Below are 22,578 nucleotides of genomic sequence, written 5' to 3'. Positions count from 1 at the left end.
CCGGGTGTCACACCCGGCCGCGGGCGACGGGCTGCAAGGTGCGGCAGCGGACTGTAACTCCGCCGGGGAGACCCACGCCTGGTTCGATTCCAGGGTCGCCCACCATTCCCCCCTCACATCCGGCGCAGACGCCCCCCTCAGCCCCTTCCGCGTGCCCGTTCCCAGACGCGGGTTCCCGCGACGCGTTCGGCCGGGCGCACCAGCCCGTCACGTTCCAGCCGGCGCAGCAGGTGCAGGATGCCGCTGTTCGAGAACCCCAGAAGATCGCGCAACTCCGCCTGCGTGCGCGGCCTTTCCAGCGCGATCAGCACGGTGTGGCGGCGCGCCTCGGCCGCGGCGGGCGCCCGGCGTCGCTTGCGCCGGTGCGCCGGGTGCGGCTGGCCGGTCACTCCGCCGCCTCCTTCCGGCTGCGCCCCCCGTTACGGACCGCCGCCACCGCGTCATCGACCGTTGAGGCATAACGCACCAGCGGCTTGCGCAGGCCATGGGTCAGGAACATGCGCCGGATGTCCCGGCTGGCCCCGGTCAGCCACAGCGCGACGCCGCGCCGGCGGGCCTTGTGGGCCAGCCCCTCGATCATGTTGGCCCCCGTCGAGTCGAGGAAGGGCACCGAACTGAAATCCACCACGAGCGCGCGGTGGCTGTCCTGGATCCGGTCGAGAACCGACCCGATCGAGGCCGTCGCCCCGAAGAAGAGCGCGCCGGTGATCCGGTAGACGACGACATCGGGGTTTGCCGCCAGTTCCTCGTCATAGGCGCTGCGCGCGCCTGTCGTGTCGGCCTGGTCGCGGGCGACGAAGGGCGGGTCGGTGGCGACCGCGGTCATCCGGCTCATGCGCTGGATGAACAGGACCGACCCCAGCGCCAGGCCGACGACGATGCCTTCGGTCAGGTCGCGGAAGATGGTCAGCAGGAAGGTCGCGGTCAGCACCGTCGCCTCGCCCCAGCCCGACCGGACGAGGATGGCGATGGCGGGCTTCTCGACCATGTTCCAGGCGACGACCGCCAGCACCCCGGCCAGCGCCGCCAGCGGGATGAACGCCGCAAGGGGCGCCGCGACCAGCATGAAGACCAGAAGGAACGCCGCGTGCAGCATTCCCGAGACCGGGCCGTGCGCGCCCGAACGCACGTTTGTCGCGGTACGGGCGATGGTGCCGGTGACGCAGAAGCCGCCGAACAGGGCCGAGCCCACGTTGGCCACGCCCTGCGCGACCAGCTCGCAGTTCGACCGGTGCCGCCGCCCGGTCATGCCGTCCGCCACCACCGCCGAGAGAAGCGATTCGATCGCGCCCAGCAGCGTGAAGGATACCGCGGCGGGAAGCACCTCGACGATGCGGGCGAAGGAAAGGGCGGGCAGCGCCGGCATGGGCAGGGACGAGGGGATGCCGCCGAACCGCGTGCCGATGGTCGCGACCGGCAGGTTCAGCACCGCCGTCGCCGCCGCGGCCAGGCTGACCGCGATCAGCATTCCCGGCCAGTGCGGGCGCCAGCGGCGCAAGCCCAGGATCACCCCGACCGTGCCGGCCGAGACCGCCACGGCCACCGGCGCCACGCTGTCGCGCGCGGCCCAGAGCGCGGTGACCTTGGCGATCAGCTCACCCGGCTCATGATCCAGGGAAAGCCCCAGCAACTCCTTGATCTGGCTGGCGAAGATGATGACGGCGATGCCGGCTGTAAAGCCCACGGTCACCGGAAAGGGGATGAACTTGATGAAGGTGCCCAAGCGCAGCAACCCCACCGCGGCGAGCATCAGGCCCGACAGGAAGGTGGCCAGGATCAGCCCGTCCATCCCGTGCTGCGCGACCGTCGCCGCGACCAGCACGATGAAGGCCCCCGCCGGCCCGCCGATCTGGAAGCGTGACCCGCCGAGCGCGGAGACGAGGAAGCCGCCGACGATCGCGGTATAAAGGCCCTGCGCGGGCGTCGCGCCCGAGGCGATGGCGATGGCCATGGACAGCGGCAGCGCCACGATGGCCACGGTCAGGCCCGCCACCGCGTCCGCGCGCAGGTGGCCAAGGCCGTAGCCTTCGCGCAGGACAGTCAGGAGTTTCGGGGTGAACAGTTCCGCGAAACTCGCGGCCTCGCTCGTCCGGGGTCGGTGTTTTTTCATCTCGGGGCCGCACCTTGGGCAAGGAAGCGGCGGGATCGTCGGCTTTCTGGGTCGGCGGTCGCCGTCGCGGGGTTGACGTTTCAGGAATTCGAGGCGGGGGACTTGAGCCGGACGCCACGCCCCCCCGACAGGCTCGTGGCGCCGTCACCGATCAGTTCAACACCCGCGCCCTCCAGCGCCTCGACCACCTTCGTCAGGCTGTCGACGACGCCGCGCACGGTGCCAGCACTCGCCTCCATCCGCTGGATGGTAGGGACCGAAACACCGGACAGTTCCGCCAGCGTCTTCTGGTCGAGACCAAGAAGCGCGCGGGCGGCACGCATTTGGGCAGAGGTGATCATCTTCCATGTCCTGAACGGGATGATTGTATATCTGTAAATCAGAACTGATATGTCAAGCATCAACTGAGCCACCGCCGAGGCAGCGCGGCAGCACGATCGCGATTCTGGCGGAATTGCGGCGCAATCGGGGCGGAAAAAAGAATGTCGCGAAGGGTTGATCCGCGCGGAGCGGCGACCCATCCTGCCCTCCCCCGTTGCGAGTCCGCCCGTTCCTTTTCCTGCAATTCTTGGGACTTGCATGCAACAGCTCAAGAAGCCGCCGCCCCGGACATTCCGCCAGGTTCCCCGGTCCACCGGGTTCTCGGCGGCACTCGCAGCCGTGCTTCTGTCGCCGGTCTTCGTGGGGATGATCCTGTGCAGCGCCCTTGGCGACCGCTTCTGCATCTGGTGCCTGCGCGCAGGCCGGATGGCGGCCCGCCTCGGGCAGGGCAAGGGCGGTCCGGAGGCGTGAGCCACCGCAGGCGCCCCGTAACGGCCCGGGGCTCAGGCCGTTTGTGCGACCGAAAGACCGAGTTCGGCAATCATCGCGTCCCGCATCAGGTATTTCTGCGGCTTGCCGGTGACGGTCATCGGCAGGCTGTCGCGGAAGCGGACGAGTGCGGGGATCTTGAAATGCGCGATGCGGCCCTTGCAGAAGTCGCGCATCGCAGCCTCGGACGGCGCGGCGCCCGGCTTCGGCACGATCCAGGCGCAGACGATCTCGCCCAGACGGTCGTCGGGAATGCCGAAGACCTGCACCTGGCTGACGTCGGGATGGGTATAGAGGAACTCCTCGATCTCGCGCGGATAGATGTTCTCGCCGCCCCGGCAGATCATGTCCTTCACCCGGCCGGTGATGTTGCAGTAGCCCTCGGCGTCGATGCGCGCGAGGTCGCCGGTGTGCATCCAGCCCTCGGCGTCGATGGCGTTCGCGGTCTGCACGGCGTCGTCCCAGTAGCCCTTCATCACCGAATAGCCGCGCGTCAGCAACTCGCCCTGTTCGCCCACCGGCACGGTGCGCCCCGCCTCGTCCACGATGCGGACCTCGACATGCGGGTGGATGCGCCCGACCGAGGCCACGCGCTTTTCCAGCGGCGTGTCGGTGGCGGACTGGAACGACACCGGGCTGGTTTCGGTCATTCCGTAGGCGATGGTGACCTCGCGCATGTGCATGAGCGTCTGCACCCTTTTCATCACCTCGATCGGGCAGGGTGCGCCCGCCATGATCCCGGTGCGCAGGGTGGAAAGGTCGTAGCGCGCGAAATCGGGGTGTTCCAGCATGGCGACGAACATCGTGGGCACGCCGTAAAGCGCCGTCGCCCCCTCGGCTTCGACGGTGGAGAGGACCGAGACGGGGTCGAACGCCTCGGCCGGGACGATCATCCGCGCGCCCTTGGTCACGCAGCCGAGCGTGCCCATGACCATGCCGAAGCAGTGGTAGAAGGGAACCGGGATGCAGAGCCCGTCCGCCCCGGTCAGCTTCAGCCTGCCGGTGACGAAATGGGCGTTGTTGACGATGTTGCGGTGGGTCAGCGTCGCCCCCTTGGGCAGGCCGGTGGTGCCCGAGGTGAACTGGATGTTGATCGGGTCTTCCGGGCGAAGCGTCGCGCCGATCCGGTCGAGTGCGGTTGCATCCGCCCCCTCGCCCCGGGCCAGGATCTCGTCGAAGGCCCAGGTGCCGGGGTGGCGTTCCTCGCCCATCACGATCACATGCTTCAGCGCGGGGAGCCGCGCCGACGCCAGCGCGCCGGGCGCGGACGCCGGCAATTCGGGGACGACCTCGGCCAGCATGGCGACATAGTCGGAGCCCTTGAAGCGGGGGCTGAGGACCAGCGCCGCGCAGCCCGTCAGCCGGAGCGCGTAGTCCAGTTCCGACACCCGGTAGGCCGGGTTGATGGTGACGAGGATGACACCCAGGCGGGCCGTCGCGAACTGCGTCAGGAGCCATTCGTAGCGGTTGGGCGACCAGATGCCGACGCGGTCGCCCTTGGCCAGCCCCAGCGCGGCAAGGCCGGCGGCGAGGCGGTCGACCTCCTCCGCGAACGCGCGCCAGGTGCGGCGGATGCCCTGCGCGGCAAAGACAAGGGCCGGCGCATCCCCCATCCGCGCGGCGGTCCGGGCCAGCAGCGCGGGGATCGTCGCCTCGATCAGCGGCTCGTCCAGCGCGCCCCTGACCTCTGAAAGCCCGCCTGCCGGAAAGCCGGTATCGTCTGGCTGCATCCTCTCCTCCCTCGTCCCTTCCGCAAAGGGCCTGCGCGCACTTCCCGCCCCCTCCCCGGGACGGAGCCGCATTCTGCGCCATGCGCGCCCGCCGGGCCAGAGGCAGCAGCCCCCGCACCGACGACAATTCCGGCCAAACTCTCCGGCGGGCAGCCCGGCCGCGCCTCAGCCCGGCGGCGCCGCAGGCGCGATTCCCCGCCTCTCCCGGCCCTGATGGGGGGCGGTGCGCGCCAGTTCGGCGATCACCCCGGCGGGGTCCTCGCCCGCCCCGATCCGGCGCGCGACGATGCCGGCGAAATGCGCGGCCGCCACGCTCGCCCCGCCGACGCCGGGGTGACCCGCGAGCGCGGGACAGGCGCCGAACCGCGCCTGCGGAAGGTCAAGCCGCGACCAGTCTCCGGGCCCGCAGCGCGCATCGCCCTGAACCGAAACCACCCCCGCGAACCCGGCCGGGTAGACCGGCGCGCCACGGGCGGGGGCGGCTGCGACCACCAGCGCGCCCGCGTCCAGAAGGCGCGCGACGGCCGCCGCCATGCCGGGGTCGGCGCGTGCCATGCCAAACGCGCAAAGGACAAGCGCCGCCCCCTCCGCAGCCTCAAGCGCAGAGGCCACGCATTCCGCGGTGGTGGTCAGGCCCCCGCCGAAGACGACGAGATTGTCGATCCGCGCGCCCGGACAGCCCGCCAGCAGCGCGGCGGCCATGGCGGCGGCGTGCGTGCCCTCGGGCCCCGCCGCATCCCCCGCCCGCAGCAGGTTGCGCGCGCCGAGCGCGGGATGGTCCGCGGCAAGCGGCCCGTCGATCAGCGCCACGCGGATCACGCCCTGCCCCCGACCTCGATCACCCGGTCGAACGCGCCAAGGGCCTCGGCCCCGCCGTGGCTCACCACAATGCGGGTGCAGCCGCCCCAGCCCGCGTCGATGGCGGCGACGATCCGGCGCACGGCCGGCGGGTCCACCTCCGACAGCGCCTCGTCGAGGATGAGGACGCGGAAGGGCGCCAGAAGCGCGCGGGCCAGGCAGAGGCGCTGCCGTTCGCCCCCCGACAGCGTCAGCCCGTCCTCGCCCAGCCGGCTTTCGGGCGTCAGCCGCCCGTCGAGACCGACGAGCGCGAGCATGCGCTCCATCTCCTCGCGCCCCGCATCGGGCGCGGAGAGGGCGAGGTTTTCCGCCACGCTGCCCGACAGCAGGAAGGGCCGCTGCGGCACCAGCATCACCGCGGCGCGCAGGTCGGCGCGGGAAAGCGTCGCTATATCCGCGCCGTCGAGCAGGATCCGCCCCCGCGCCGGGTCCGCGTGACGCTGAAGAAGGGCAAGAAGCGTGGACTTCCCTGCCCCGCTCGGCCCCGCGATCCGCAGTTTCGTGCCCTCCGGGATCGCCGCGCTCAGGCGCCCGCCATCGGCAAGGGGAATATCCTCGAAGGCCAGCGCGCCCCCCCCCGCGGGCAGCGGCACCGGCACCTCGGGCCAGCGCGGCTCGCCCGGCGGATCGCGGCGCAGGCCGTCGATCCGCTCCAGCGCGGCGGTGACGCGGACGCGCGCCTGCCAGAGGCCAAGCAGCGACTGCACCGGCCCGGTCAGGAAGGCAAGGTAGGCAAGGAAGGCGACGAAGCCGCCCAGCGACAGCGTCCCCTCGATGACCGCGAAGCCCCCCATCAGCACCACGCCCGCGCGCGCCAGCGCGGCGAGCGTCGCGGGCACCGTCCGCGTGACCTCGCCCCAGACCTGCGCGCCCAGAAGCGCGCGGTTGAGGCTTTCCTGCGCGCGGCCGAGGCCGGTCATCACCGCCCGCTCGCCGCCCGCGGCCTGGATCGGCATCAGGCCCTGGATCATCTCGGTCAGCCGTGCCGCCAGATCGCCGCGCGCAGCGCGGGCCGCGCGCGTCACCGCCTCGGTCCGCGGGCGGGCCCAGGTCAGGAACAGCAATTCGAGCGGGGCCAGCATCACCGCGACCAGCGCCAGCGGGGCGTTCAGCGCGAAGAGCAGCGCCGCGCCGCCCAGAAGCCGGACCAGCGCCGAGGCCCCGGTCAGCAGCAGGTTGAAGGCGAACTGCTGCACCTCGCCCGCGTCGCCGTCGAGGCGCGCCATGATCTCGCCCGCCTGCTGGCCCGACCGCCAGAGCGGCGAGCGCCCCAGCACGAGGCGCGCCAACGACAGCCGGAGGTCGGCCAGCATCGCGACCGAGGCGCGCATGTAAAGCACGTTGGACAGGGCCGAGAGCATCAACGCCACGAAGCCCACGCCGAAGAGCGCCAGCGCCCAGGTGACCAGTGCGTCCGGGTCGCGCGCCACCAGCCCGCGGTCGATCACCAGCTTGGTAAGCCAGGGCGGAACCAGCGCCAGCCCCGCCGCCAGAAGGCCGAGCGCCAGAAGCAGAAGGCCCCGCCCCAGATAGGGGCGGAGCCGGTCGAAGAGCCATTCCGACCCGAAGGCGCGCCGGATCAATCCGCGCCGCATCCGGGCCGGAAGCGCCCCGCCGGTGACCGGCAGGGCGGTCATTCGGCCTGCACGATCTGAAGCGTGCTGACGCTCATGTCACCACCCGAGGGCAGCTGGATCTCGCCGATGCGCTCAAGCGTCGAGGTGTCGTAGACGCCGATGTCGCTGTTGGTGCCGCCGACGTAGACCTCCTTGCCGTCAGAGGAGATGTTGATGACGTAGTAGGTATGCGGCAGGTCCACCCGCTTGATCAGCTCGCCCGTGGCCACGTCATGCTTGGAGAGTTGCGTGTAGACGCCGTAAAGCTCGTTCTCCGCATTGGGGTTGCGCACCGCCGAGAACATGATGACCTCGAACGAGGCGAAGTCCTTGATCTCGGTCTCGCCGGTCTTCAGGTCGACGGATTCGTAGCCCCAGACGAAATCGGCCATCTCCTCCTTCTTCTCGTCGGTGAAGACGGCGGCGGAGTAGAGCAGCATGAACTCGTCGTTCTGCGTCCCGATCGGCCAGAAGGCGAGTACGTCCGGCCCCGAATAGGTCGGGCGGTCCCAGTTGGCGTTGGCGATCGCCACGCTGGTGTCTCCGGTCTCAGGATTGACGGCAAAGACGTCGTGCCCCGCGATATAGACCGTGCCGGCGTCGTCGGCCGCCATCAGCGTGGAACGGCGCGGCGCGGGATGGATCGCGAGCGGCTTTGCGTCAAGGCCCGCGGCGGTGTCGAAGACGGCGAACTCGGGTTCCATCACCTCGTAGTGGTCCGGATGGTGCCGGACCGGGTTGCGCACGGTGTAAAGCCGCGTCCCGTCGCGCGACACCGCCAGCGAGGCGATGGAGCGGCGGATCACCTTCTCCTCCGACTGGCGGGCGAAGAACACCCGCTCGCAGGTCTCGATGTTGACGCCGACGACGTTCTGCCAGCGGTCGAGCAGCATGTAGGCGATGCGCCCGTCCGGCGACATCACCGTGACCCCCGGCGAGGGATGCTCCGCGCCGATGGTGCAGTCCTTGATCACCGTGCGGCTGGCCGCGTCGATGACATAGAGGTTGTCGGGCCGGGCGACCGTCACGAGCAGGTCGCGCGCCTCTGCGCCCGAAGCGGGGGCGAGAACCCCGGCAAGGGCCAGGGAAAGCCCGGTGAGGAATGTCTTCATCGCTTTCACCTCAGGTATTGCTGTCGCCGGGGAAGACCGAGCCGAGCGCGCGCCAGTCGCGTGCGGCGCTGGTCGCGTTGGCGTCCCAGTCGGGGTGCACCACCATCGTGTCGGGCACCTGCGCGGGCCACCAGCACGGGTCCGAGCAGCCGTAGAGGTCCGCCTCCATCGGCTGGCAGAGCGCGGCGACCGACCCGAACGGGTCGACTTCCCAGCCCGGATCGAAGGTCGTGGCGCAGCCTGCGGTCACGGTCTGCATCGCGCGGACCTCGTCCATCTTGTCCTCGGCCGCGGCCTTCAGCACACGGTCGGCTTTCTGGTTCAGGGGTTTCATTTTCCGTTGGCCCTCCGGGGTGCGATGACATTGTGGAAGAACTCGGGCGCGCGGGCGATCAGGTCGCCGTAGACGCCGATGCCGAAATCCACCCAGTCGCGCATGAGGTCGCAGTAATGGTAGGCGGGTTTCAGCGGGTCGGTGAAATGGGCATAGCTTTCGTGGTAGCACCCGCCCGAACAGAGGTTGCGGATGCGGCAGGTGGCGCAGCCCTTGCCGGTGCGGTCGGCGCGCGCCTCGATGAAGCCCGCCAGCCGGTCGCGGGCGATGCCGTCCGTGACCGTCCCGAAGGTCTCCATGTCCGATCCGGTGAAGCGGTGGCACAGGTTGATCTCGCCCGCATGATCGACGGCGAGCATGCCCACGCCCGCGCCGCAGGGCAGCGCCTTGGACCGGCCCTCGTAAAGGTCCTGCATCATCTGGTGCATGTTGGAAAAGCCGATGTTGCGGCCCTCCAGCGCCTCGCGGTGATAGCGGCGGCCAAGGGATTTCATCCCCTCGAACACCGCCTGCAGTTCGTCGCCGGTCAGGTTGAAGGCGGTCATCGGCCCCGAGGTGACGGGCGAAAAGCCGACTTCGGCAAAGCCGAGGTCGTTTTTCAGGTGATCCCATATCTCCTCGACCGCGGTGACGCCCGCCGTCAGCGTGACTCGCGCACCCACGGGACGCGACCGATAGCGCGCGAGCAGCATCCGCGCCTTGGCCGCGACCGCGTCGTAGCTGCCCTTGCCGCCGACCGTCTTGCGGTTCTTGTCATGCAGCGCCTTCGGCCCGTCCATCGACACCGTCAGCCCGAAGCGATGCGCGTCGAGCCAGTCCACGACCTGTTCGTTCAGAAGCGTGGCATTCGTCGTCAGGGTGAAGTTGACCGCCTTGCCAAGGGCTGCAAACCGCGGCTCGGCATGCTCCACCACCTCGCGGATCAGCGCGAGGTTCGACAACGGCTCGCCGCCGAAGAAGACGATGTTATAGGTCTTCTGGTCGGGGCTTTCCTTCAGCAGCAGGTCGATCGAGCGCACCGCCGTGTCGAAGGCCATGCGGCGCCCCTTGGACGGGGTGTCGAGGTCTTCCTTGTAGCAGTAGGTGCACGACAGGTTGCAGCCGGTGTTGACGTTCAGCACCATGGTCGTCAGCGGGAACTGGGTGATCTTGACCGGCGGCCGTTCGGGCGATGGCGCCCGCCCGTCAGTCAGGATCTCCAGATCGACAAGGCCCTGGATGCGGCGCGCCATGTCCGAAGGCTCCGCCGAGGGGAAGAGCGAGCGGATCGCGTCGGCGTCCGCCCGTCCCGTCTGGGCGAAGGCGTCGATCACTGCCGCGTCGAGGCTGTCGATCTCGAAAAGCGAGGTGGTGGGGATGTGGAACAGGAGGTTGCGCCCCTCGACCTCGACCCGGTGCGCGTTCTGCGGTTGGTAGAACAGGTATCCCATCCGGTCCTCCCTAGCGCAGCGGCGGGTCGATGAAGCGCTGGACGGTCACGATCAGCCGCCCCGAGGCTTCCAGCCCGCCTGCCTTCGCGGTGATCGTCAGATCGCCCGCGTTGTTGGTGGAGAAGGGCCGTTCCGCGTTCGGCCCGGCGACCGCAGGCGTGAACAGGCCATTGGGGTCGAGCGTTCCGGCATAGGCCGCGTCCTGCATCATCGCCGCGGTCTCGTTGGCGTCCGAGGTCGACCATTCGGCGGAAAGGCTGCCAATGCGGATGTCGTCCTCGGTTCCCGCCGCCCCGTCCGGCCCGTTCAGCCAGCCCACCGCGCTGAAATGCGCGGGCACCGCCGCGGGTCCGTTGTCCGACCCGCCGCCGACGCGGGCGATGGTGAACTCGGGCTCCACCGTCAGCCGGTCGGGCGCAGTGTAAAGCGCGACGCCGACGCTGCTGTCGCCCGCCGAAAGCGTGGCAAGGCCCTGCGCCTCGGCGCCCAGCGTCACCGTCGCGCCGAAGTCGTTGGCCTGAAGGCCCTCGGCGGTGGCGCCCGCCACCGTCAGCCCGTCAAGCCCGGCGCCGACCACCTGCACGGCGCCGGACAGCCCCGCGACCGCTTCGGGCACGGTGCCGAGGACGCGCGCGCCCGCGTCGGCCCGAACGCCCGTCAGCCGCCCGCCCAGACTGTCCTGCGCGACCAGGAACTGCCGCCCGTCGATCCCGCCCGCCCCGTCGAGCGCCAGCACCTGCCGGTAGCTCTGCCCGCCGATGTCGAGCGTCGCGCGCCATTCGTAGCCGGTGTAAAGGTTCATCTGTCCGGTGACGGGGCGGTTCGACCCGTCGGCCAGCGTCAGGCTTCCGGCCACCTGATAGGGCGAGGCGTCGCCCGTGACCGTCAGCCTTCCATAGGCCTGACCCGCGTCGGGAAGCGTGGTCAGCACCACCCAGTCGCCGGCCACGGCGGGCTTGTCGGCGGCCTGCCAGGCGGTCCAGGCCTCGGTCTCGAGCGGCTGGCCCGCGGCGAGGTAATCCGTCACCTCGGTCGAGGCGATCTTGTACCACTCGCGGTCGCGGCCCAGCGCCTGATACTCGATGGTCGGGAACTGGCCGACGTGGAAGTCGATCAGCGTGCGCCATTCCTCGGGCGTGCGGTGCTGGAGAAGCACCCGCGCGCCGGTGTGGCAACGCGCGCACATCGTGCCCAGCGGCTCGTCAAAGCCCTCGATCGCGTTCGGGTCCTTCTCCAGCGCGTAGCGGTAGGGGGCCGCCTCGGACGGGGCAAGGCCCTGGGTGTCGGCCAGATGGCGCACAAGTTCCGCCTCGGTCGCGCGGTCGATGTCGGCGCCGTGCGACTGGCGCATTCGCACGATCGTCATCAGCCATCCCTCGGGCGTCTTGCGCTGGCCGGAGATGCGGCTCAGGCTGCCGTCCGCCGCGGCGGTGTGGCAGTCGCCGCAGGCCTTGGCCAGAAGCCCGGCGTCCTGGGCAAGCGCCGGCGCGGCCGCCGAGAGCGCAAGCGCCGCCGCCGTAAGCAAGAGCCGCGCCGGCGTCGGGCCGGAATGCGGGATGGGTATCATGTCGTGACCTCCTGTATCGCGTCAGAGATGGTTCCGGGGAAGGGGTTGGCGGCGAAACCCTCGCGGGTCAGCCAGGCGTGGGCGGCCTCGGCCTGCCGGGGCGCGGCAAGGGGGGCGACGAGGGGGGCGATGCGGGCGGAGAATTCCGCGAGGTCCGGCAGCAGGCGCCCGGCAAGGCGCGCGGCGATCCCCTCGAGCGCGAGGCCGGCGACAAAGGCGACGCCGCCCGGCGCCTCCTCTGTCGCAAGGACGGCGCGTTCCTCGAGCCGCCCGGCCTGCACGACGACGCGGCGCAGCCAGCGGTCGCCGGGTGCGGCCTTGGCCGGGCGCGCATCGGGCCAGCGGGCGCGGTCCTGCCAGAATCTGGTGCCGAAGGCGGGTGCGGCGAGCGCGTGGAAATCGCGGCCGATGCGGGCCTGCCGGTAGAAGGTTTCCACCACCCGCTCACGGTGGAAGCGGCGCGCAAGCCCGTCCTCGCCCGACAGCATCGCCTGCGCCATCGGCAAACCGGCCAGCGCGGAACCCAGCGCCCAGAAAAGGCCGTGCCCCGACAGCGGGTCCATCGCCACCGCCGCATCGCCCAGCGCAAGGCAGCCGGGATCGAGGTCGGGCCGCGACAGGCGCAATTCGCACCCCGTCATGCGCTGCTGCTGCGGCAGCGGCAGCCCACCCGTGAGCGTCTGCCAGAGCGTCGCAACGCCCTCCTCCCGAAGGTCGGCGGCATCTACGGCGATCTGCACCCAGTCCGGCCCGGAAACGGGCCGCGCATGCCAAAGCCAGCCGCAGGGCCCCGCCGCAACCCGGCTTCCGGGCGCGCCCTCGCCCCGCGGCACCGCGCCCGCGACCGCAACCGTCGCGGGGCCCCGGCGGCGGCCGCGGCCGACCGGCGCGCGGCGGCCCCGGGCCTCGACCACCAGGCCGCCCGCCAAAAGGGCGCCGCCATCCAGCACGATCGCGCGCTGACGCATGTCAAGCCGGCGCACCCCCGCCGGCACGAAGGTCACCCCCGCCTCCCGCGCGAGGTCGAGGAGCGCCGCATCCAGGCGCTGCCTGTCGATCAGATGCTCGCCGTTCTCCGTCGAGGTGAGGCCGGGCCAGGACACCGCCCGCGCCAGCCGCGGCCCGAGGATCGCGATGTCGAGCCCGATCTCGGCCAGGAGCGCCGCGACCCGCGCCGAGGCGCCCTCGACCCGCGGACCGGGCGCCGGCAACCCCGCCACGGCGACGCGCGCGCCCTGTCGCGCGGCGCGCAGGGCAAAGCTCAGACCCGCTGGCCCGCACCCCGCAATGACGATGTCGTACCGGTCCCTGAGCACCGCCGATGGCCTCCCCTCCATGGGCATCGGCAAAGTCTTGCAGGACCGCCACGAAAGAACATGACAATTCCGGCCAAATCCACGCAACGGACTTGCCTGAAAGGCCCGTGCTGACGGATGATCGGAACATCAAGCCGGCCAAAGACCGGATTCGGCCCCGCTAGGTTGAAGGGAGCATAGCGGTCCATGCCAAAGGATGCGTTGATCGTCGCCAGCAGCCTGGCCGGTCCTTGCGCGCTTCTGCGCGAGGCCGCCGTTTCCCTTCCCGATATTGAGGATCTTCTGCGCGCACCGCGCAGCGATGCGCGTTCGGAGGGCGAGGAGGTGATGATCTCGCTGGCCGCCTTCGTCGGCTTCCTGCAGAACGCCGCGCGCCGCTACGGGCACGGGTTCTTCGGCTGGCTGGCGGGACGGGAGTTCGACCTCGGGCTTCTGGGCCCGTTCGGCGACACGGTTCTGGCCGCCCCTGACGTGCGCGCCGCCATCCGGCTTTTCTGCAACGCCTTCGCGGTGATCCAGAGCGACTCGGTCATGACGCTGGAGTGCCGCGACGACGAGGCGGTGGTGACCTACCGCATCCTCAACCCGCGCATCTGGCCCCGTTCCCAGGATGCCGAATTCACGCTCGGCATCATCGCCTCGCTGGTGGAGCGGGCGGCCGGTCCGGGCTGGCGCCCCACCGCCGTGGCAACCGAGCACGCGCCGCACGCCAGCGACGACAGCTATGGCTTCCACATGCGATGCCAGGTGGTGCATGGCGCAAGCGAGAACACCATGCGCTTTCCCGCCCGGCTTCTGTCGCTGCCGCTGTCGGGCGGCGACAGGTCGCGCTTTCAGGGACAGGCGGACCGGCTTCTGCATTGCGCGCGCCTGCGCGACCGGTCGCTGCCGCTGCCGCTGCGCGTGCGCAACGAGATCGTGCGCAACCTTGGCCAGGGCTCCTGCGGCGAGGCGGAGATCGCGCGCGCGATCGGTCTGTCTGAGCGCTCGATGCGCCGCCACCTGAGCGAGGAGCATGCAAGCTACGCCTCCATCCTCGGCACCTGCCGGCATGAGGTCGCGCGCAATCTGCTGACGGTCCCCAGCCTCTCGATCGACGAGATCGCGCTCAGGATCGACTATTCCGACCGCAGCGCGTTCGAGCGGTCGTTCCGCCGCACGGCCGGAACCACGCCCGCGCGGTTCCGTCAGGCCCTGGGCGAAGGTGCAGACGTGGGGATAACGCAATCCTGATCGCCGCGGCGGGTGCGGCGGACGACCCGCGCGCCCGTCCCCCTTGCCAGCCCGGCATGGGGGCGCAATAAAGCGCCATGGCAGCGATGCACCCACAGGTTGAACCGTACGACGTCCTGTGCGTGGTGCAGGCGGGCCGCCTGGCCTATGAGGCGGTGATCTTCGCCGCGACCTTCCGCGCCGCCAATCCCGGCTTTCCGGGCCGCCTGATCATGGCAGAGCCGCAGCCGGGCGCGCTCTGGCAGGTCGAAACGCGCGTCGACCCCGACCTGCGTGCGGTCCTCGAACGGCTCGGGGCCGAGATCGTGCCGTTCGAGAACCGCCACTTCGGCCAGTCCTACCCCTACGGCAACAAGATCGAGGCGCTGGCGGCGCTGCCGGGCGACCGGCCCTTCGTCTTCTTCGACACCGACACCGCCTTCACCGGCCCCCTGTCGGAGGCGCGGTTCGACTTCGACCGTCCGTCCGCCTCGATGCGGCGCGAGGGCACCTGGCCCGAGATCGAGCTTTACGGGCCGGGCTATACCCGCATCTGGGCCTCGCTCTACGACCGCTTCGGGCTCGACTTCGAGACCTCGCTCGACCGGACGAAGCCGGACGAATACTGGGAACGCTATCTCTACTTCAACGCGGGCTGGTTCTTTCATCGCGATGCGCGGGCCTTCGGCCAACGCTTCCTCGACTATGCGCTCGCGATCCGGGACGACGCGCCCGAGGAACTGGTGTGCCAGTCGCTCGACCCCTGGCTCGACCAGGTGGCGCTGCCGCTTGTCATCCATTCCCTCGGCGGCGGCCGGCCGGGACCGGGACTGGAAGGGCTCGACGGTGCGCTGACCTGCCACTACCGCCTGCTGCCGCTCCTCTATGCGCGCGAGGATGACCGCGCCGTCGCCGCGGTCGAGGCGGCGCTGGCGCCGAACTGGATCAAGAAGGCCGTCAAGGATTACGAGCCGATCCGCAGGATGGTCTACCAGGGCAAGGGCGCCGAGGTCCGGGCGATGTTCGACCGCGCGAACCTGCCCCACAAGGAACAGGCGATCCGCAACCGGATCAAGCAGGCCAAGCTATGGCTGCGATAGCGCGCCCGTCCGAACCTCTTGAAATCCCTTTCACCCCGATCACATTTCTGGCGCACATCCGCAGGAGGGACCGCCCGTGAAACCGCTTCTGATCCTTGCCGTCTGCGCCCTGGCCGCGTCGCTCTCGCCCGCGCGGGCCGAAGACCGGGTACCGCAGGACCAGGCGGACATGACGCTGAGCTTTGCGCCGCTGGTTCGGGAAACCGCCCCCGCGGTCGTCAACATCTACGCCCGCCGCATCGTCGAGCAACGGCAAAGCCCGTTTGCCAACGACCCCTTCTTCTCGCAGTTCTTCGGGCTCGGGCAGGCCGCCCCGCGGGTGCAGAACTCGCTCGGCTCCGGCGTCATCCTGCGCGACGACGGGATCGTGGTGTCGAACTACCACGTGGTCGGCGGCGCGGACGCGATCCGGGTCGTGCTGTCGGACCGGCGCGAATTCGATGGCCGGGTGATCCTGTCGGACGCAGAGGCCGATATCGCGGTGATCCAGCTTGAGGGGGCGTCGGACCTGCCTGCGCTGGCGCTTGCCGATTCCGACCGGGCCGAGGTCGGCGACCTCGTGCTGGCGATCGGCAACCCCTTCGGCGTCGGGCAGACGGTGACATCGGGCATCGTCTCGGGCCTCGCGCGCTCGGGCGGCGGCATGGGCCAGGGGCGGGGCTATTTCATCCAGACCGACGCGCCGATCAACCCCGGCAACTCGGGTGGCGCGCTGATCGACATGGACGGAAGGGTGCTGGGCATCAACAGCCAGATCGTCACCCGTTCGGGCGGGTCGAACGGCATCGGCTTTGCCATCCCGGCCAACCTCGTGCGCCAGTATGTCGAGCAGGCCGAGGCCGGGCGGGCCGAGATCGAGCGGCCGTGGTCGGGGATCGAGGTGCAGGTCGTCGACGCCGCCATGGCCGAGGCGATGGGAATGCCCGCGCCGCGTGGCGTCGTCATCACGCGGCTCCATCCCGACAGCCCCTTTTCCGCCGCGGGCCTTCAGGCCGGCGACGTCATCACCGCGATCTCCGGCCTCGATGTCGACGGCCCGCAGGAGCTGGAATTCCGCCTGACCACCATGGGCATCGGCGGCACCGCGGCGGTGTCCTACTGGCACGACGGCGCGATGGCCGAGGCCGAGGTCACGCTGTCCCCCGCCCCGGAAGGCGAAGGCGAAAGCCTGCGCATTTCCGCCCGGACGATCTTCGACGGCCTGACCGCCGCGGTGCTGAGCCCGGCGCTGATCGAGCGGTTCGGCCTGCCGCTGGCGGCCGAAGGGGTCATCGTCACCGAGGTGGAGGGCGCGGCCCGCGCCACGCGCTTGCAGAAGGGCGACGTGATACTCGCCATCAACGGCATCGAGATCCGCGACCTTTCGGATCTGGAGACCGTGGCGCGCGCTCAAAGCCGGCGCTGGCAGATCGAGTTCGTGCGCGACGGGCAGCGGGTGGCGCTGCGGATCCGGGGCTGACCCGCCGCAAGCCACGCCCGCCCGCCGTGCGGGCGCTCTGCGGGGCACCCGTAACATTGTTCTCCGCCTCTTGATTTCCATTTCGGTGAGGACTCCGTCACAATGGCCGGGAAAGGAGGGTCATCATGACTTTCGTTGCCATTCTCGCCGCGCTTTCGCTGTTTGCGACCGGCCTCGTGCTGACATCCCGCTCGGGCGTCGTCCCCTGCTCGCCCCGCCGGCGCGGCGCCGGGCGCAGAGACTGCGGCTGCTGACAGCCCCGCGGGCGCAGCCGCCGTCAGGCTTCGCCCGTCCGCCCGCCTGCAGTGGCCAGAGGCGCCGGCCGCGGCGCGATGGACTGCGCCCCCCTCAAGACCGCCAGCATCACGCGACAGCCTCGTGAACCCGGAGACCGGCCGGGGCCGGGGCTTCGTCTGCGTCGGCCGCCCGGCCATCCGGTCCGGTAACGCGCGGCTGTCCGGCTGTTGATTTCCGGGTGATCGGCCGCAGGCGGTACCATGGGTCCAGTGCGTATCACCCATCGCAACCGGAGACCCCCATGACCAGGATTTCGCTTTTCACCCTTTTCGCCGCGTCGCTGTTTCTCAGCGCCTGCGCCAGCAGCGGATCGGACCTGCGGTCCTTCCACGACAACCGGCCTTTCTTTAACACCAAGGGCGAGAAGGGCGACAACGACGACTAAGCCCCCGGCCTCCGCCGGTTGTGCCGGGCGGCGCGTTGCCTTAACGTCGGGCAAGGTTCACCCGACGAGGTCACGAATGTCCAGATCCTACGGTTTCGACACACTGCAGATCCATGCCGGAGCCCGGCCCGACCCGGCCACGGGCGCGCGCCAGGTTCCGATCTACCAGACCACGGCCTATGTCTTCCGCGATGCGGACCACGCGGCCGCGCTCTTCAACCTGCAGGAAGTGGGCTACATCTATTCGCGCCTGACCAACCCCACGGTCGCGGTGCTGGGCGAGCGCATCGCCACGCTGGAGGGCGGCGTGGGCGCGGTCTGCTGTTCCTCGGGCCATGCCGCGCAGATCATGGCGCTGTTCCCGCTGATGGGACCGGGCTGCAACCTGATCGCCTCGACCCGCCTCTATGGCGGCACCGTCACGCAGTTCAGCCAGACCATCAAGCGGTTCGGCTGGTCGGCGAAGTTCGTCGATTTCGACGACCTCGACGCGCTTGCCGCCGCCATCGACGGCAACACCCGCGCGATCTTCTGCGAATCGATCGCGAACCCCGGCGGCTACATCACCGACATCCGCGCCGTGGCCGACGTGGCCGACCGTGCCGGCCTGCCGCTGATCGTCGACAACACCTCGGCCACGCCCTGGCTCTGCCGCCCGATCGACCTGGGCGCGACGCTGGTCGTCCACTCGACCACCAAGTACCTGACCGGCAACGGCACCGTCACCGGCGGCGCGATCGTCGATTCGGGCAAGTTCGACTGGTCGGCTTCGGGCAAGTTCCCCTCGCTGTCCGCGCCTGAACCGGCCTATCACGGGCTGAAGTTCCACGAGACCTTCGGACCGCTGGCCTTCACCTTCCACTCCATCGCCATCGGCCTGCGCGACCTCGGCATGACGATGAACCCGCAAGGGGCGCACTACACGCTGATGGGGATCGAGACGCTGAGCCTCAGGATGCAGCGCCATGTGGAAAACGCCCGCAAGGTCGCCGAGTGGCTGGAAAACGACCCGCGGGTGGAACATGTGACCTATGCGGGCCTGCCGTCGTCGCCCTATTACGAGCGCGGCAAGCGCGTCTGCCCGAAGGGGGCCGGTGCGCTCTTCACCTTCGCCGTGCGGGGCGGCTATCAGGCCTGCGTCAAGCTGGTGGACAGCCTTGAGCTGTTCAGCCACGTCGCGAACCTTGGCGACACCCGCTCGCTCATCATCCACTCGGCCTCGACCACGCACCGGCAACTGACGCCGGAGCAGCAGAAGGCCGCCGGCGCCGCGCCGAATGTCGTGCGCGTGTCGATCGGGATCGAGGATGCCGACGACATCATCGCCGACCTCGACCAGGCTCTGGCGAAGGCCACGGCCTGACGGAAACGGGGGCCTGACGGAAACGGGGGCCTGATGGAAACGGGCGGGGGCGCGATCGCGCGCCCGCCCCTCACGCGGCCGCGCCGTCGATCATTCCGCAATCTCCCAGGTCACCGAGACCTGCGCCGAGATCTCAAGTTCTCCCGCCGCCACCGGGACCGAGGCTGCCGCCCTGTCGAAGGCGACCCCGCCCATGCCGCCGAACGGCACCGCCATGCCGCCCTCGGCGATGGCGACGATCCGGCCCAGCTTCACCCCCGCGGCCTCGGCCAGAAGCGTCGCCTTGCGCCGCGCATCGGCCACCGCCAGAAGCCGGGCGGCATCCGCCTTTTCGGCCGTATCCTCAAGCCCGAAGAACACGCCGTTGAGCGTGTTCGCCCCCTCGCCCACCGCCGCATCGAGAAGCGCGCCCAACCCGTCAAGGGCATGAACCTTCACCGTGACCATGTTCGAGGCCTGATAGCCGGTCGGCTTCGGCGCCTCTCCGCTGCCCGAGGCGGAATAGTCGTAGACCGGGCCAAGCGACAGGCCCGATGTCTGCATGTCCGCATCGGCCACGCCCGCGGCCTTCAGTCGCGCCAGAACCGAGGCGAGCGCGGCGCTGTTGGCATCCAGCGCCGCGCGCGCCGTCTCTCCGGTCGTGGCCACGCCAAGCGAGAAGGTCGCCATGTCGGGCGGTGCCATCACGGACCCCTCGCCGGTCACGGAAATGACGGGGGCCGGCGTTTCGGCCAGAACGGGAAAGGCCGTCATGGCGGCGGCGAATACCAGGGGCAGGATCCTCATGCGCAACTCCTTCGCTTTGGTGCGGATCATCGAAGGTAGGACGCAGGCCGCAAGTCAATCCTTGGGTCGCGCCTTTTCTTGCGCGGATTTCTGCTTTAGGAGGATTATGCGCCGCCCGGCCGTTCCGGCGGCCATGAAGTGATGGTAGACGCAGGGCATGAAACCCGGATTTGCGCTTTCCCTGTCGGATGAACGGATCGACCTTCTTGCAAGGACGCCCGGGGGTTGGGCGCATCTGGGCACCGCCGATCCGGCGTCGGACGATCTTGATGCGCAGATGGCGGCCTTGCGCGCACGCGCGGCCGCGAGCGCGCCGGACGGGTTCCAGACAAAGGTGATCCTGCCGCCGAGCCAGATCCTTTACGCCGAGGTGTCCGCCCCCGGCCCCGACCAGGCCAGCCGCCGCGCCCAGATCGAGGCGGCGCTGGACGGCCGGACGCCCTACCGGGTGGACGAGCTTGTGTTCGACTGGTCGGGCGATGGCCCGGTGGTGCAGGTCGCCGTCGTCGCGCGCCTCACGCTCGACGAGGCGGAGGGCTTTGCCGAGGAACACGACTTCGCCCCGGTCGCCTTCGTCACCGTCCCCGAACCGGGCCAGTTCGCGGGCGAGCCCTTCTTCGGCCCGACCAAGCGGCAGGCCGCGCACCTGCCCGCCGGCGCGCAGTTCGAACGCGACACGGACCCCGTGCGGCTGGACCAGCCGCCTCTGCCCGCCGCCGACGCGGCGGACATGGTTGAGGAAGAGGAAAGCAACACCGCCGCCGAACCTGCCCCCGCTCCCGAGGCGGTGCCCGAGCCGGTCGCTGAGGCTGTCGCCAAAGTCGAACCCGGCGCCGATGAGGAGGCGGAGCACCCCGAGGCGGAGCACCCCGATTCGGGCGACAAGGCCGAGACCCCGCCCGCGCAGGACATGGCGCCCGCCGAGGCCGAAACGGCCCCGGCCGATCCGGTGCCGGCCGCACCCGCTTCGGCGATGCCCGAGGCGGACGAGTCGGCGGACGAGTCGGCGGACGAGGCGCCGTTTGCGGATATGACCGATGAGGGCGACATCTTCGCCGATTTTGATGGCGACTGGCGGTCGGTCCGTCCCGTCGTCGATGATACCGATGCACCGGCAGAAGACAGCCCCGCCGGCGCCGCGCCGGTGCCCGGCTTCGCCTCGCATCGGCCCGCGGCGCTTGCGGGGGCGGCTACCGGCGCGGCCGGCCCGAGCCGTCTGGAGGCCATCACCTCCCGCATCCAGATGACCCAGACGCGCGGTGCCGCGCCCAAGGCGCCGCCCGCGCCCCAACGGCCCGCGACCCCGCCGCGCGCGCAACCGCTGCTGCGCAGCCCGTCGCTGCCCCCGCTCGACCCCGGCGCTGCCGAGGCGGGCGACACGCTGATCCGGGCGCTCGACCGCGTGCGCGCGCCGGTGGGCGTGGCCGAACAGCGCCAGCGCCACCAGCGCAACCGCCGCATGCTGGGCACCGCGACCACCGCCGCCGCCGTCCTCTTTGCCGGGGTCGCCGGCCTCTGGTGGTGGTATTTCGAGACCCGTCCGGCGCAGCCCGAGCCGCAGACGATCGCCACCGCCCCCGAGGCGGCGGCCCCTGCCGCCGTCCAAGCGCCCGCGCCGGCCCCGGAACCGGCCGCAGAACCGGCCGCCGAGGCCACGCCGGCGACCGAAGAAGCCGCCGCCCCCGACGCGGAGGCCGTCGCAGACAGCGCCGCCCCGACCCCGGCGGAGACCGTGGTGGAGGTTGAGCCGGCGGCCACGCCCGAAACCGCGCTCCAGACTGCGCCCGAGACTGCGCCCGAAGCCGGGCAACGCGCGCCCGTGGCTGCGGGGCCGGACGAACCAGCGCCCGCGCTGCCCGAACTTGCCCCCGCAATCGCCGCCAATCCGGCCCCCGATGCCGAGGTGGGCCGCCCCGGCGCCGCCAGCGAAAGCGCCGTGGCGCTGGCTCCGCCTGCCGCGCTGTCCGCGTCCGGCCCCGAAAGCTCCGACCGGCCCGCCCCGGCGCAGCCGGTACCGGCGGCCTTCGGCGCGCTTCAGCGTTTCGATGCGGACGGCAACATCATCGCCACCGCCGAGGGCGTGCGCACGCCGCAGGGCTTCCTGCTGATCGCCGGGCGCCCCGATGCCGCCCCGCCTGCGCGGCCCGCCGAAATCCAAGCCCTCGCCGCCGCCCTTGCGGCCGCCTCAGCCCCCGCCGCGACCGAACCGGCCGAGCCCGTCGAGGGGCTCGATGCCGCGGCAGCGCCCGCGCCGGCCGAGCCTGAACCTGCGGCCGAGTCCGTTCCGCAACCGCTCGACCCGGCGACGGCTGCCAAGCGTCCGGTGACGCGGCCCGCGGCGATTCAGCCGCCCGCACCCGAACCTGTCGTCCCCGAACCCGGCGCGACCGAACCTGCCACCTCCGAACCTTCCATCACGGCGCCAGACGATCAGGCCAGCGCCGCGCCACCCCCGCCGGACCCGGTCACCGCCGCGCGCCAGCCGCTGTCCCGGCCTGCGGCCATCGCCGCCGCCGCGCCGGTTGCCACACCCGAGACGGAACCGGCCCCGGTGGTGACGGCGTCCCGCTATGCCGTCGCCACCTCGCCCAGCCCGACGGCGCGGCCGAACCTCTTGAACCGCGCCGTGGAGCAGGCGCTGGCCGCCGCGCTGGCTGAAGCCGCCCCGGACGCCCCTGCCGAGGCCGCAGCCGAAGCCCCCGCCGACGTCGCCGACGCGCATGAGGAGCTGGACGAGCCCGAACCCGAAGCCCCCGCCCCCGACATCCCGACCACAGCCAATGTCGCCAAGAACGCAACCATCGCCAATGCCATCGACCTGGGCGAGTTGAGCCTGATCGGCATCGTCGGCTCGGCATCGCGGCAGCGCGCGCTGGTGCGGACTTCGAAGGGCCGCATCCTGACCGTCTCGGTCGGGGACAAGCTGGACGGCGGTAAGGTCTCCGGCATCGGCGACGGGCAACTGACCTACGTCAAGAACGGCAAGACCCACGTCCTGAAGATGACCAACAAGGGCTGAGCAGGGCTGGGTCGGGCTGGGTCGGACAAGGCAAAGGGGCGCACCGTTTCCCGGCGCTGCCCCCGCCCCCTCCC

General features: G+C 70.8%; 20 protein-coding genes and 1 tRNA gene. 9 read left to right on the top strand and 12 right to left on the bottom strand.

The window, feature by feature from the left end:
- The first annotated feature begins 21 nt into the window (after positions 1–21).
- Positions 22–105, top strand: a tRNA-Tyr gene (locus N5I32_RS00910).
- A gap of 32 nt (positions 106–137) precedes the next feature.
- On the opposite strand, the gene N5I32_RS00905 is transcribed toward N5I32_RS00910, so the two are convergent.
- The 3 genes from N5I32_RS00905 to N5I32_RS00895 form a co-directional block, all read right to left on the bottom strand.
- Entirely contained in the window at positions 138–389 is a 252-nt protein-coding gene (locus N5I32_RS00905; RefSeq protein WP_261493514.1) for a hypothetical protein, read from the bottom strand.
- A complete protein-coding gene (locus N5I32_RS00900) occupies positions 386–2,110 on the bottom strand; it encodes a SulP family inorganic anion transporter (RefSeq protein WP_261493513.1) in 1,725 nt (574 codons plus the stop codon). The genes N5I32_RS00905 and N5I32_RS00900 overlap by 4 nt, the downstream gene beginning before the upstream one ends.
- Positions 2,111–2,190: 80 nt before the next feature.
- Complete coding sequence (locus N5I32_RS00895) at positions 2,191–2,451, bottom strand: helix-turn-helix domain-containing protein (protein ID WP_261493512.1); 261 nt, start codon at positions 2,449–2,451, stop codon at positions 2,191–2,193.
- A 238-nt stretch (positions 2,452–2,689) separates the two neighbouring features.
- Here N5I32_RS00895 and N5I32_RS00890 point away from each other — a divergent pair, with 238 nt between their 5' ends.
- Positions 2,690–2,902: a hypothetical protein gene (locus N5I32_RS00890; RefSeq protein ID WP_261493511.1), complete on the top strand. Its 213-nt coding sequence runs from the start codon at positions 2,690–2,692 to the stop codon at positions 2,900–2,902.
- A 32-nt stretch (positions 2,903–2,934) separates the two neighbouring features.
- Here N5I32_RS00890 and N5I32_RS00885 read toward each other — a convergent pair whose 3' ends face one another.
- The 8 genes from N5I32_RS00885 to qhpG all read right to left on the bottom strand — a co-directional run bounded on the left by N5I32_RS00885 (position 2,935) and on the right by qhpG (position 12,883).
- Entirely contained in the window at positions 2,935–4,650 is a 1,716-nt protein-coding gene (locus tag N5I32_RS00885; protein WP_261493510.1) for an AMP-binding protein, read from the bottom strand.
- 165 nt (positions 4,651–4,815) lie between these two features.
- Positions 4,816–5,469 (bottom strand): subtilisin-like serine protease QhpE, encoded by a 654-nt coding sequence (qhpE, locus tag N5I32_RS00880; RefSeq protein ID WP_261493509.1) that lies wholly within the window; start codon positions 5,467–5,469, stop codon positions 4,816–4,818.
- Positions 5,466–7,145, bottom strand: coding sequence for an ABC transporter ATP-binding protein (locus tag N5I32_RS00875; protein ID WP_261493508.1), 1,680 nt, complete (start codon positions 7,143–7,145; stop codon positions 5,466–5,468). Before N5I32_RS00875 ends, qhpE begins: the two co-directional genes overlap by 4 nt.
- Complete coding sequence (peaD, locus tag N5I32_RS00870) at positions 7,142–8,236, bottom strand: quinohemoprotein amine dehydrogenase subunit beta (RefSeq protein WP_261493507.1); 1,095 nt, start codon at positions 8,234–8,236, stop codon at positions 7,142–7,144. The genes N5I32_RS00875 and peaD overlap by 4 nt, the downstream gene beginning before the upstream one ends.
- A gap of 10 nt (positions 8,237–8,246) precedes the next feature.
- Positions 8,247–8,570: a quinohemoprotein amine dehydrogenase subunit gamma gene (gene qhpC, locus N5I32_RS00865; RefSeq protein ID WP_261493506.1), complete on the bottom strand. Its 324-nt coding sequence runs from the start codon at positions 8,568–8,570 to the stop codon at positions 8,247–8,249.
- On the bottom strand, positions 8,567–10,000 hold the full coding sequence (gene peaB / locus N5I32_RS00860) for a quinohemoprotein amine dehydrogenase maturation protein (RefSeq protein WP_261493505.1): 1,434 nt from the start codon (positions 9,998–10,000) through the stop codon (positions 8,567–8,569). The genes qhpC and peaB overlap by 4 nt, the downstream gene beginning before the upstream one ends.
- A 10-nt stretch (positions 10,001–10,010) precedes the next feature.
- Entirely contained in the window at positions 10,011–11,567 is a 1,557-nt protein-coding gene (gene peaA, locus N5I32_RS00855) for a quinohemoprotein amine dehydrogenase subunit alpha (protein ID WP_261493504.1), read from the bottom strand.
- Positions 11,564–12,883, bottom strand: coding sequence for a flavin-dependent monooxygenase QhpG (qhpG, locus tag N5I32_RS00850; RefSeq protein WP_261493503.1), 1,320 nt, complete (start codon positions 12,881–12,883; stop codon positions 11,564–11,566). The genes peaA and qhpG overlap by 4 nt, the downstream gene beginning before the upstream one ends.
- A gap of 186 nt (positions 12,884–13,069) precedes the next feature.
- On the opposite strand from qhpG, the gene qhpR reads away from it, so the two are divergent.
- From qhpR to N5I32_RS00820, 6 genes are all read left to right on the top strand, one after another.
- Complete coding sequence (gene qhpR / locus N5I32_RS00845; protein ID WP_261493502.1) at positions 13,070–14,116, top strand: AraC-like transcriptional regulator QhpR; 1,047 nt, start codon at positions 13,070–13,072, stop codon at positions 14,114–14,116.
- 77 nt (positions 14,117–14,193) lie between these two features.
- Positions 14,194–15,195, top strand: a complete 1,002-nt coding sequence (locus N5I32_RS00840; RefSeq protein ID WP_261493501.1) for a GT-B fold glycosyltransferase domain-containing protein — start codon at positions 14,194–14,196, stop codon at positions 15,193–15,195.
- A gap of 76 nt (positions 15,196–15,271) precedes the next feature.
- Positions 15,272–16,654 carry a Do family serine endopeptidase gene (locus N5I32_RS00835; protein WP_261493500.1) on the top strand — a complete coding sequence of 461 codons (1,383 nt, stop codon included), beginning with the start codon at positions 15,272–15,274 and terminating at the stop codon, positions 16,652–16,654.
- A gap of 125 nt (positions 16,655–16,779) precedes the next feature.
- A complete protein-coding gene (locus tag N5I32_RS00830; protein WP_261493499.1) occupies positions 16,780–16,908 on the top strand; it encodes a hypothetical protein in 129 nt (42 codons plus the stop codon).
- A gap of 284 nt (positions 16,909–17,192) precedes the next feature.
- A complete protein-coding gene (locus N5I32_RS00825) occupies positions 17,193–17,336 on the top strand; it encodes a hypothetical protein (protein ID WP_261493498.1) in 144 nt (47 codons plus the stop codon).
- A 76-nt stretch (positions 17,337–17,412) separates the two neighbouring features.
- Positions 17,413–18,699, top strand: a complete 1,287-nt coding sequence (locus N5I32_RS00820) for an O-acetylhomoserine aminocarboxypropyltransferase/cysteine synthase family protein (protein WP_261493497.1) — start codon at positions 17,413–17,415, stop codon at positions 18,697–18,699.
- A gap of 90 nt (positions 18,700–18,789) precedes the next feature.
- Here the strand turns inward: N5I32_RS00820 and N5I32_RS00815 are convergent, their stop codons facing one another.
- A complete protein-coding gene (locus tag N5I32_RS00815; RefSeq protein WP_261493496.1) occupies positions 18,790–19,485 on the bottom strand; it encodes an SIMPL domain-containing protein in 696 nt (231 codons plus the stop codon).
- Between the two features lie 157 nt (positions 19,486–19,642).
- Between N5I32_RS00815 and N5I32_RS00810 the strand changes: the two genes are divergently transcribed.
- On the top strand, positions 19,643–22,504 hold the full coding sequence (locus N5I32_RS00810; protein WP_261493495.1) for a hypothetical protein: 2,862 nt from the start codon (positions 19,643–19,645) through the stop codon (positions 22,502–22,504).
- Positions 22,505–22,578 lie beyond the last annotated feature (74 nt).

This window comes from Albidovulum sediminis (assembly GCF_025380365.1).
Taxonomy (GTDB): Bacteria; Pseudomonadota; Alphaproteobacteria; order Rhodobacterales; family Rhodobacteraceae; genus Albidovulum; species Albidovulum sediminis.
This window is presented reverse-complemented; position numbering and strand designations above follow the sequence as displayed.

What these genes read in the sequence shown, in the direction of transcription:
- N5I32_RS00895 (WP_261493512.1), bottom strand. Translation starts at nt 2,451, where the DNA reads ATGATCACCTCTGCCCAAATGCGTGCCGCCCGCGCGCTTCTTGGTCTC.
- N5I32_RS00815 (WP_261493496.1), bottom strand. Translation starts at nt 19,485, where the DNA reads ATGAGGATCCTGCCCCTGGTATTCGCCGCCGCCATGACGGCCTTTCCC.
- N5I32_RS00840 (WP_261493501.1), top strand. Translation starts at nt 14,194, where the DNA reads ATGGCAGCGATGCACCCACAGGTTGAACCGTACGACGTCCTGTGCGTG.
- peaA (WP_261493504.1), bottom strand. Translation starts at nt 11,567, where the DNA reads ATGATACCCATCCCGCATTCCGGCCCGACGCCGGCGCGGCTCTTGCTT.
- N5I32_RS00890 (WP_261493511.1), top strand. Translation starts at nt 2,690, where the DNA reads ATGCAACAGCTCAAGAAGCCGCCGCCCCGGACATTCCGCCAGGTTCCC.
- N5I32_RS00820 (WP_261493497.1), top strand. Translation starts at nt 17,413, where the DNA reads ATGTCCAGATCCTACGGTTTCGACACACTGCAGATCCATGCCGGAGCC.
- peaD (WP_261493507.1), bottom strand. Translation starts at nt 8,236, where the DNA reads ATGAAGACATTCCTCACCGGGCTTTCCCTGGCCCTTGCCGGGGTTCTC.
- N5I32_RS00875 (WP_261493508.1), bottom strand. Translation starts at nt 7,145, where the DNA reads ATGACCGCCCTGCCGGTCACCGGCGGGGCGCTTCCGGCCCGGATGCGG.
- peaB (WP_261493505.1), bottom strand. Translation starts at nt 10,000, where the DNA reads ATGGGATACCTGTTCTACCAACCGCAGAACGCGCACCGGGTCGAGGTC.
- N5I32_RS00900 (WP_261493513.1), bottom strand. Translation starts at nt 2,110, where the DNA reads ATGAAAAAACACCGACCCCGGACGAGCGAGGCCGCGAGTTTCGCGGAA.
- N5I32_RS00825 (WP_261493498.1), top strand. Translation starts at nt 17,193, where the DNA reads ATGACCAGGATTTCGCTTTTCACCCTTTTCGCCGCGTCGCTGTTTCTC.
- qhpC (WP_261493506.1), bottom strand. Translation starts at nt 8,570, where the DNA reads ATGAAACCCCTGAACCAGAAAGCCGACCGTGTGCTGAAGGCCGCGGCC.
- N5I32_RS00885 (WP_261493510.1), bottom strand. Translation starts at nt 4,650, where the DNA reads ATGCAGCCAGACGATACCGGCTTTCCGGCAGGCGGGCTTTCAGAGGTC.
- qhpR (WP_261493502.1), top strand. Translation starts at nt 13,070, where the DNA reads ATGCCAAAGGATGCGTTGATCGTCGCCAGCAGCCTGGCCGGTCCTTGC.
- N5I32_RS00830 (WP_261493499.1), top strand. Translation starts at nt 16,780, where the DNA reads ATGACTTTCGTTGCCATTCTCGCCGCGCTTTCGCTGTTTGCGACCGGC.
- N5I32_RS00810 (WP_261493495.1), top strand. Translation starts at nt 19,643, where the DNA reads ATGAAACCCGGATTTGCGCTTTCCCTGTCGGATGAACGGATCGACCTT.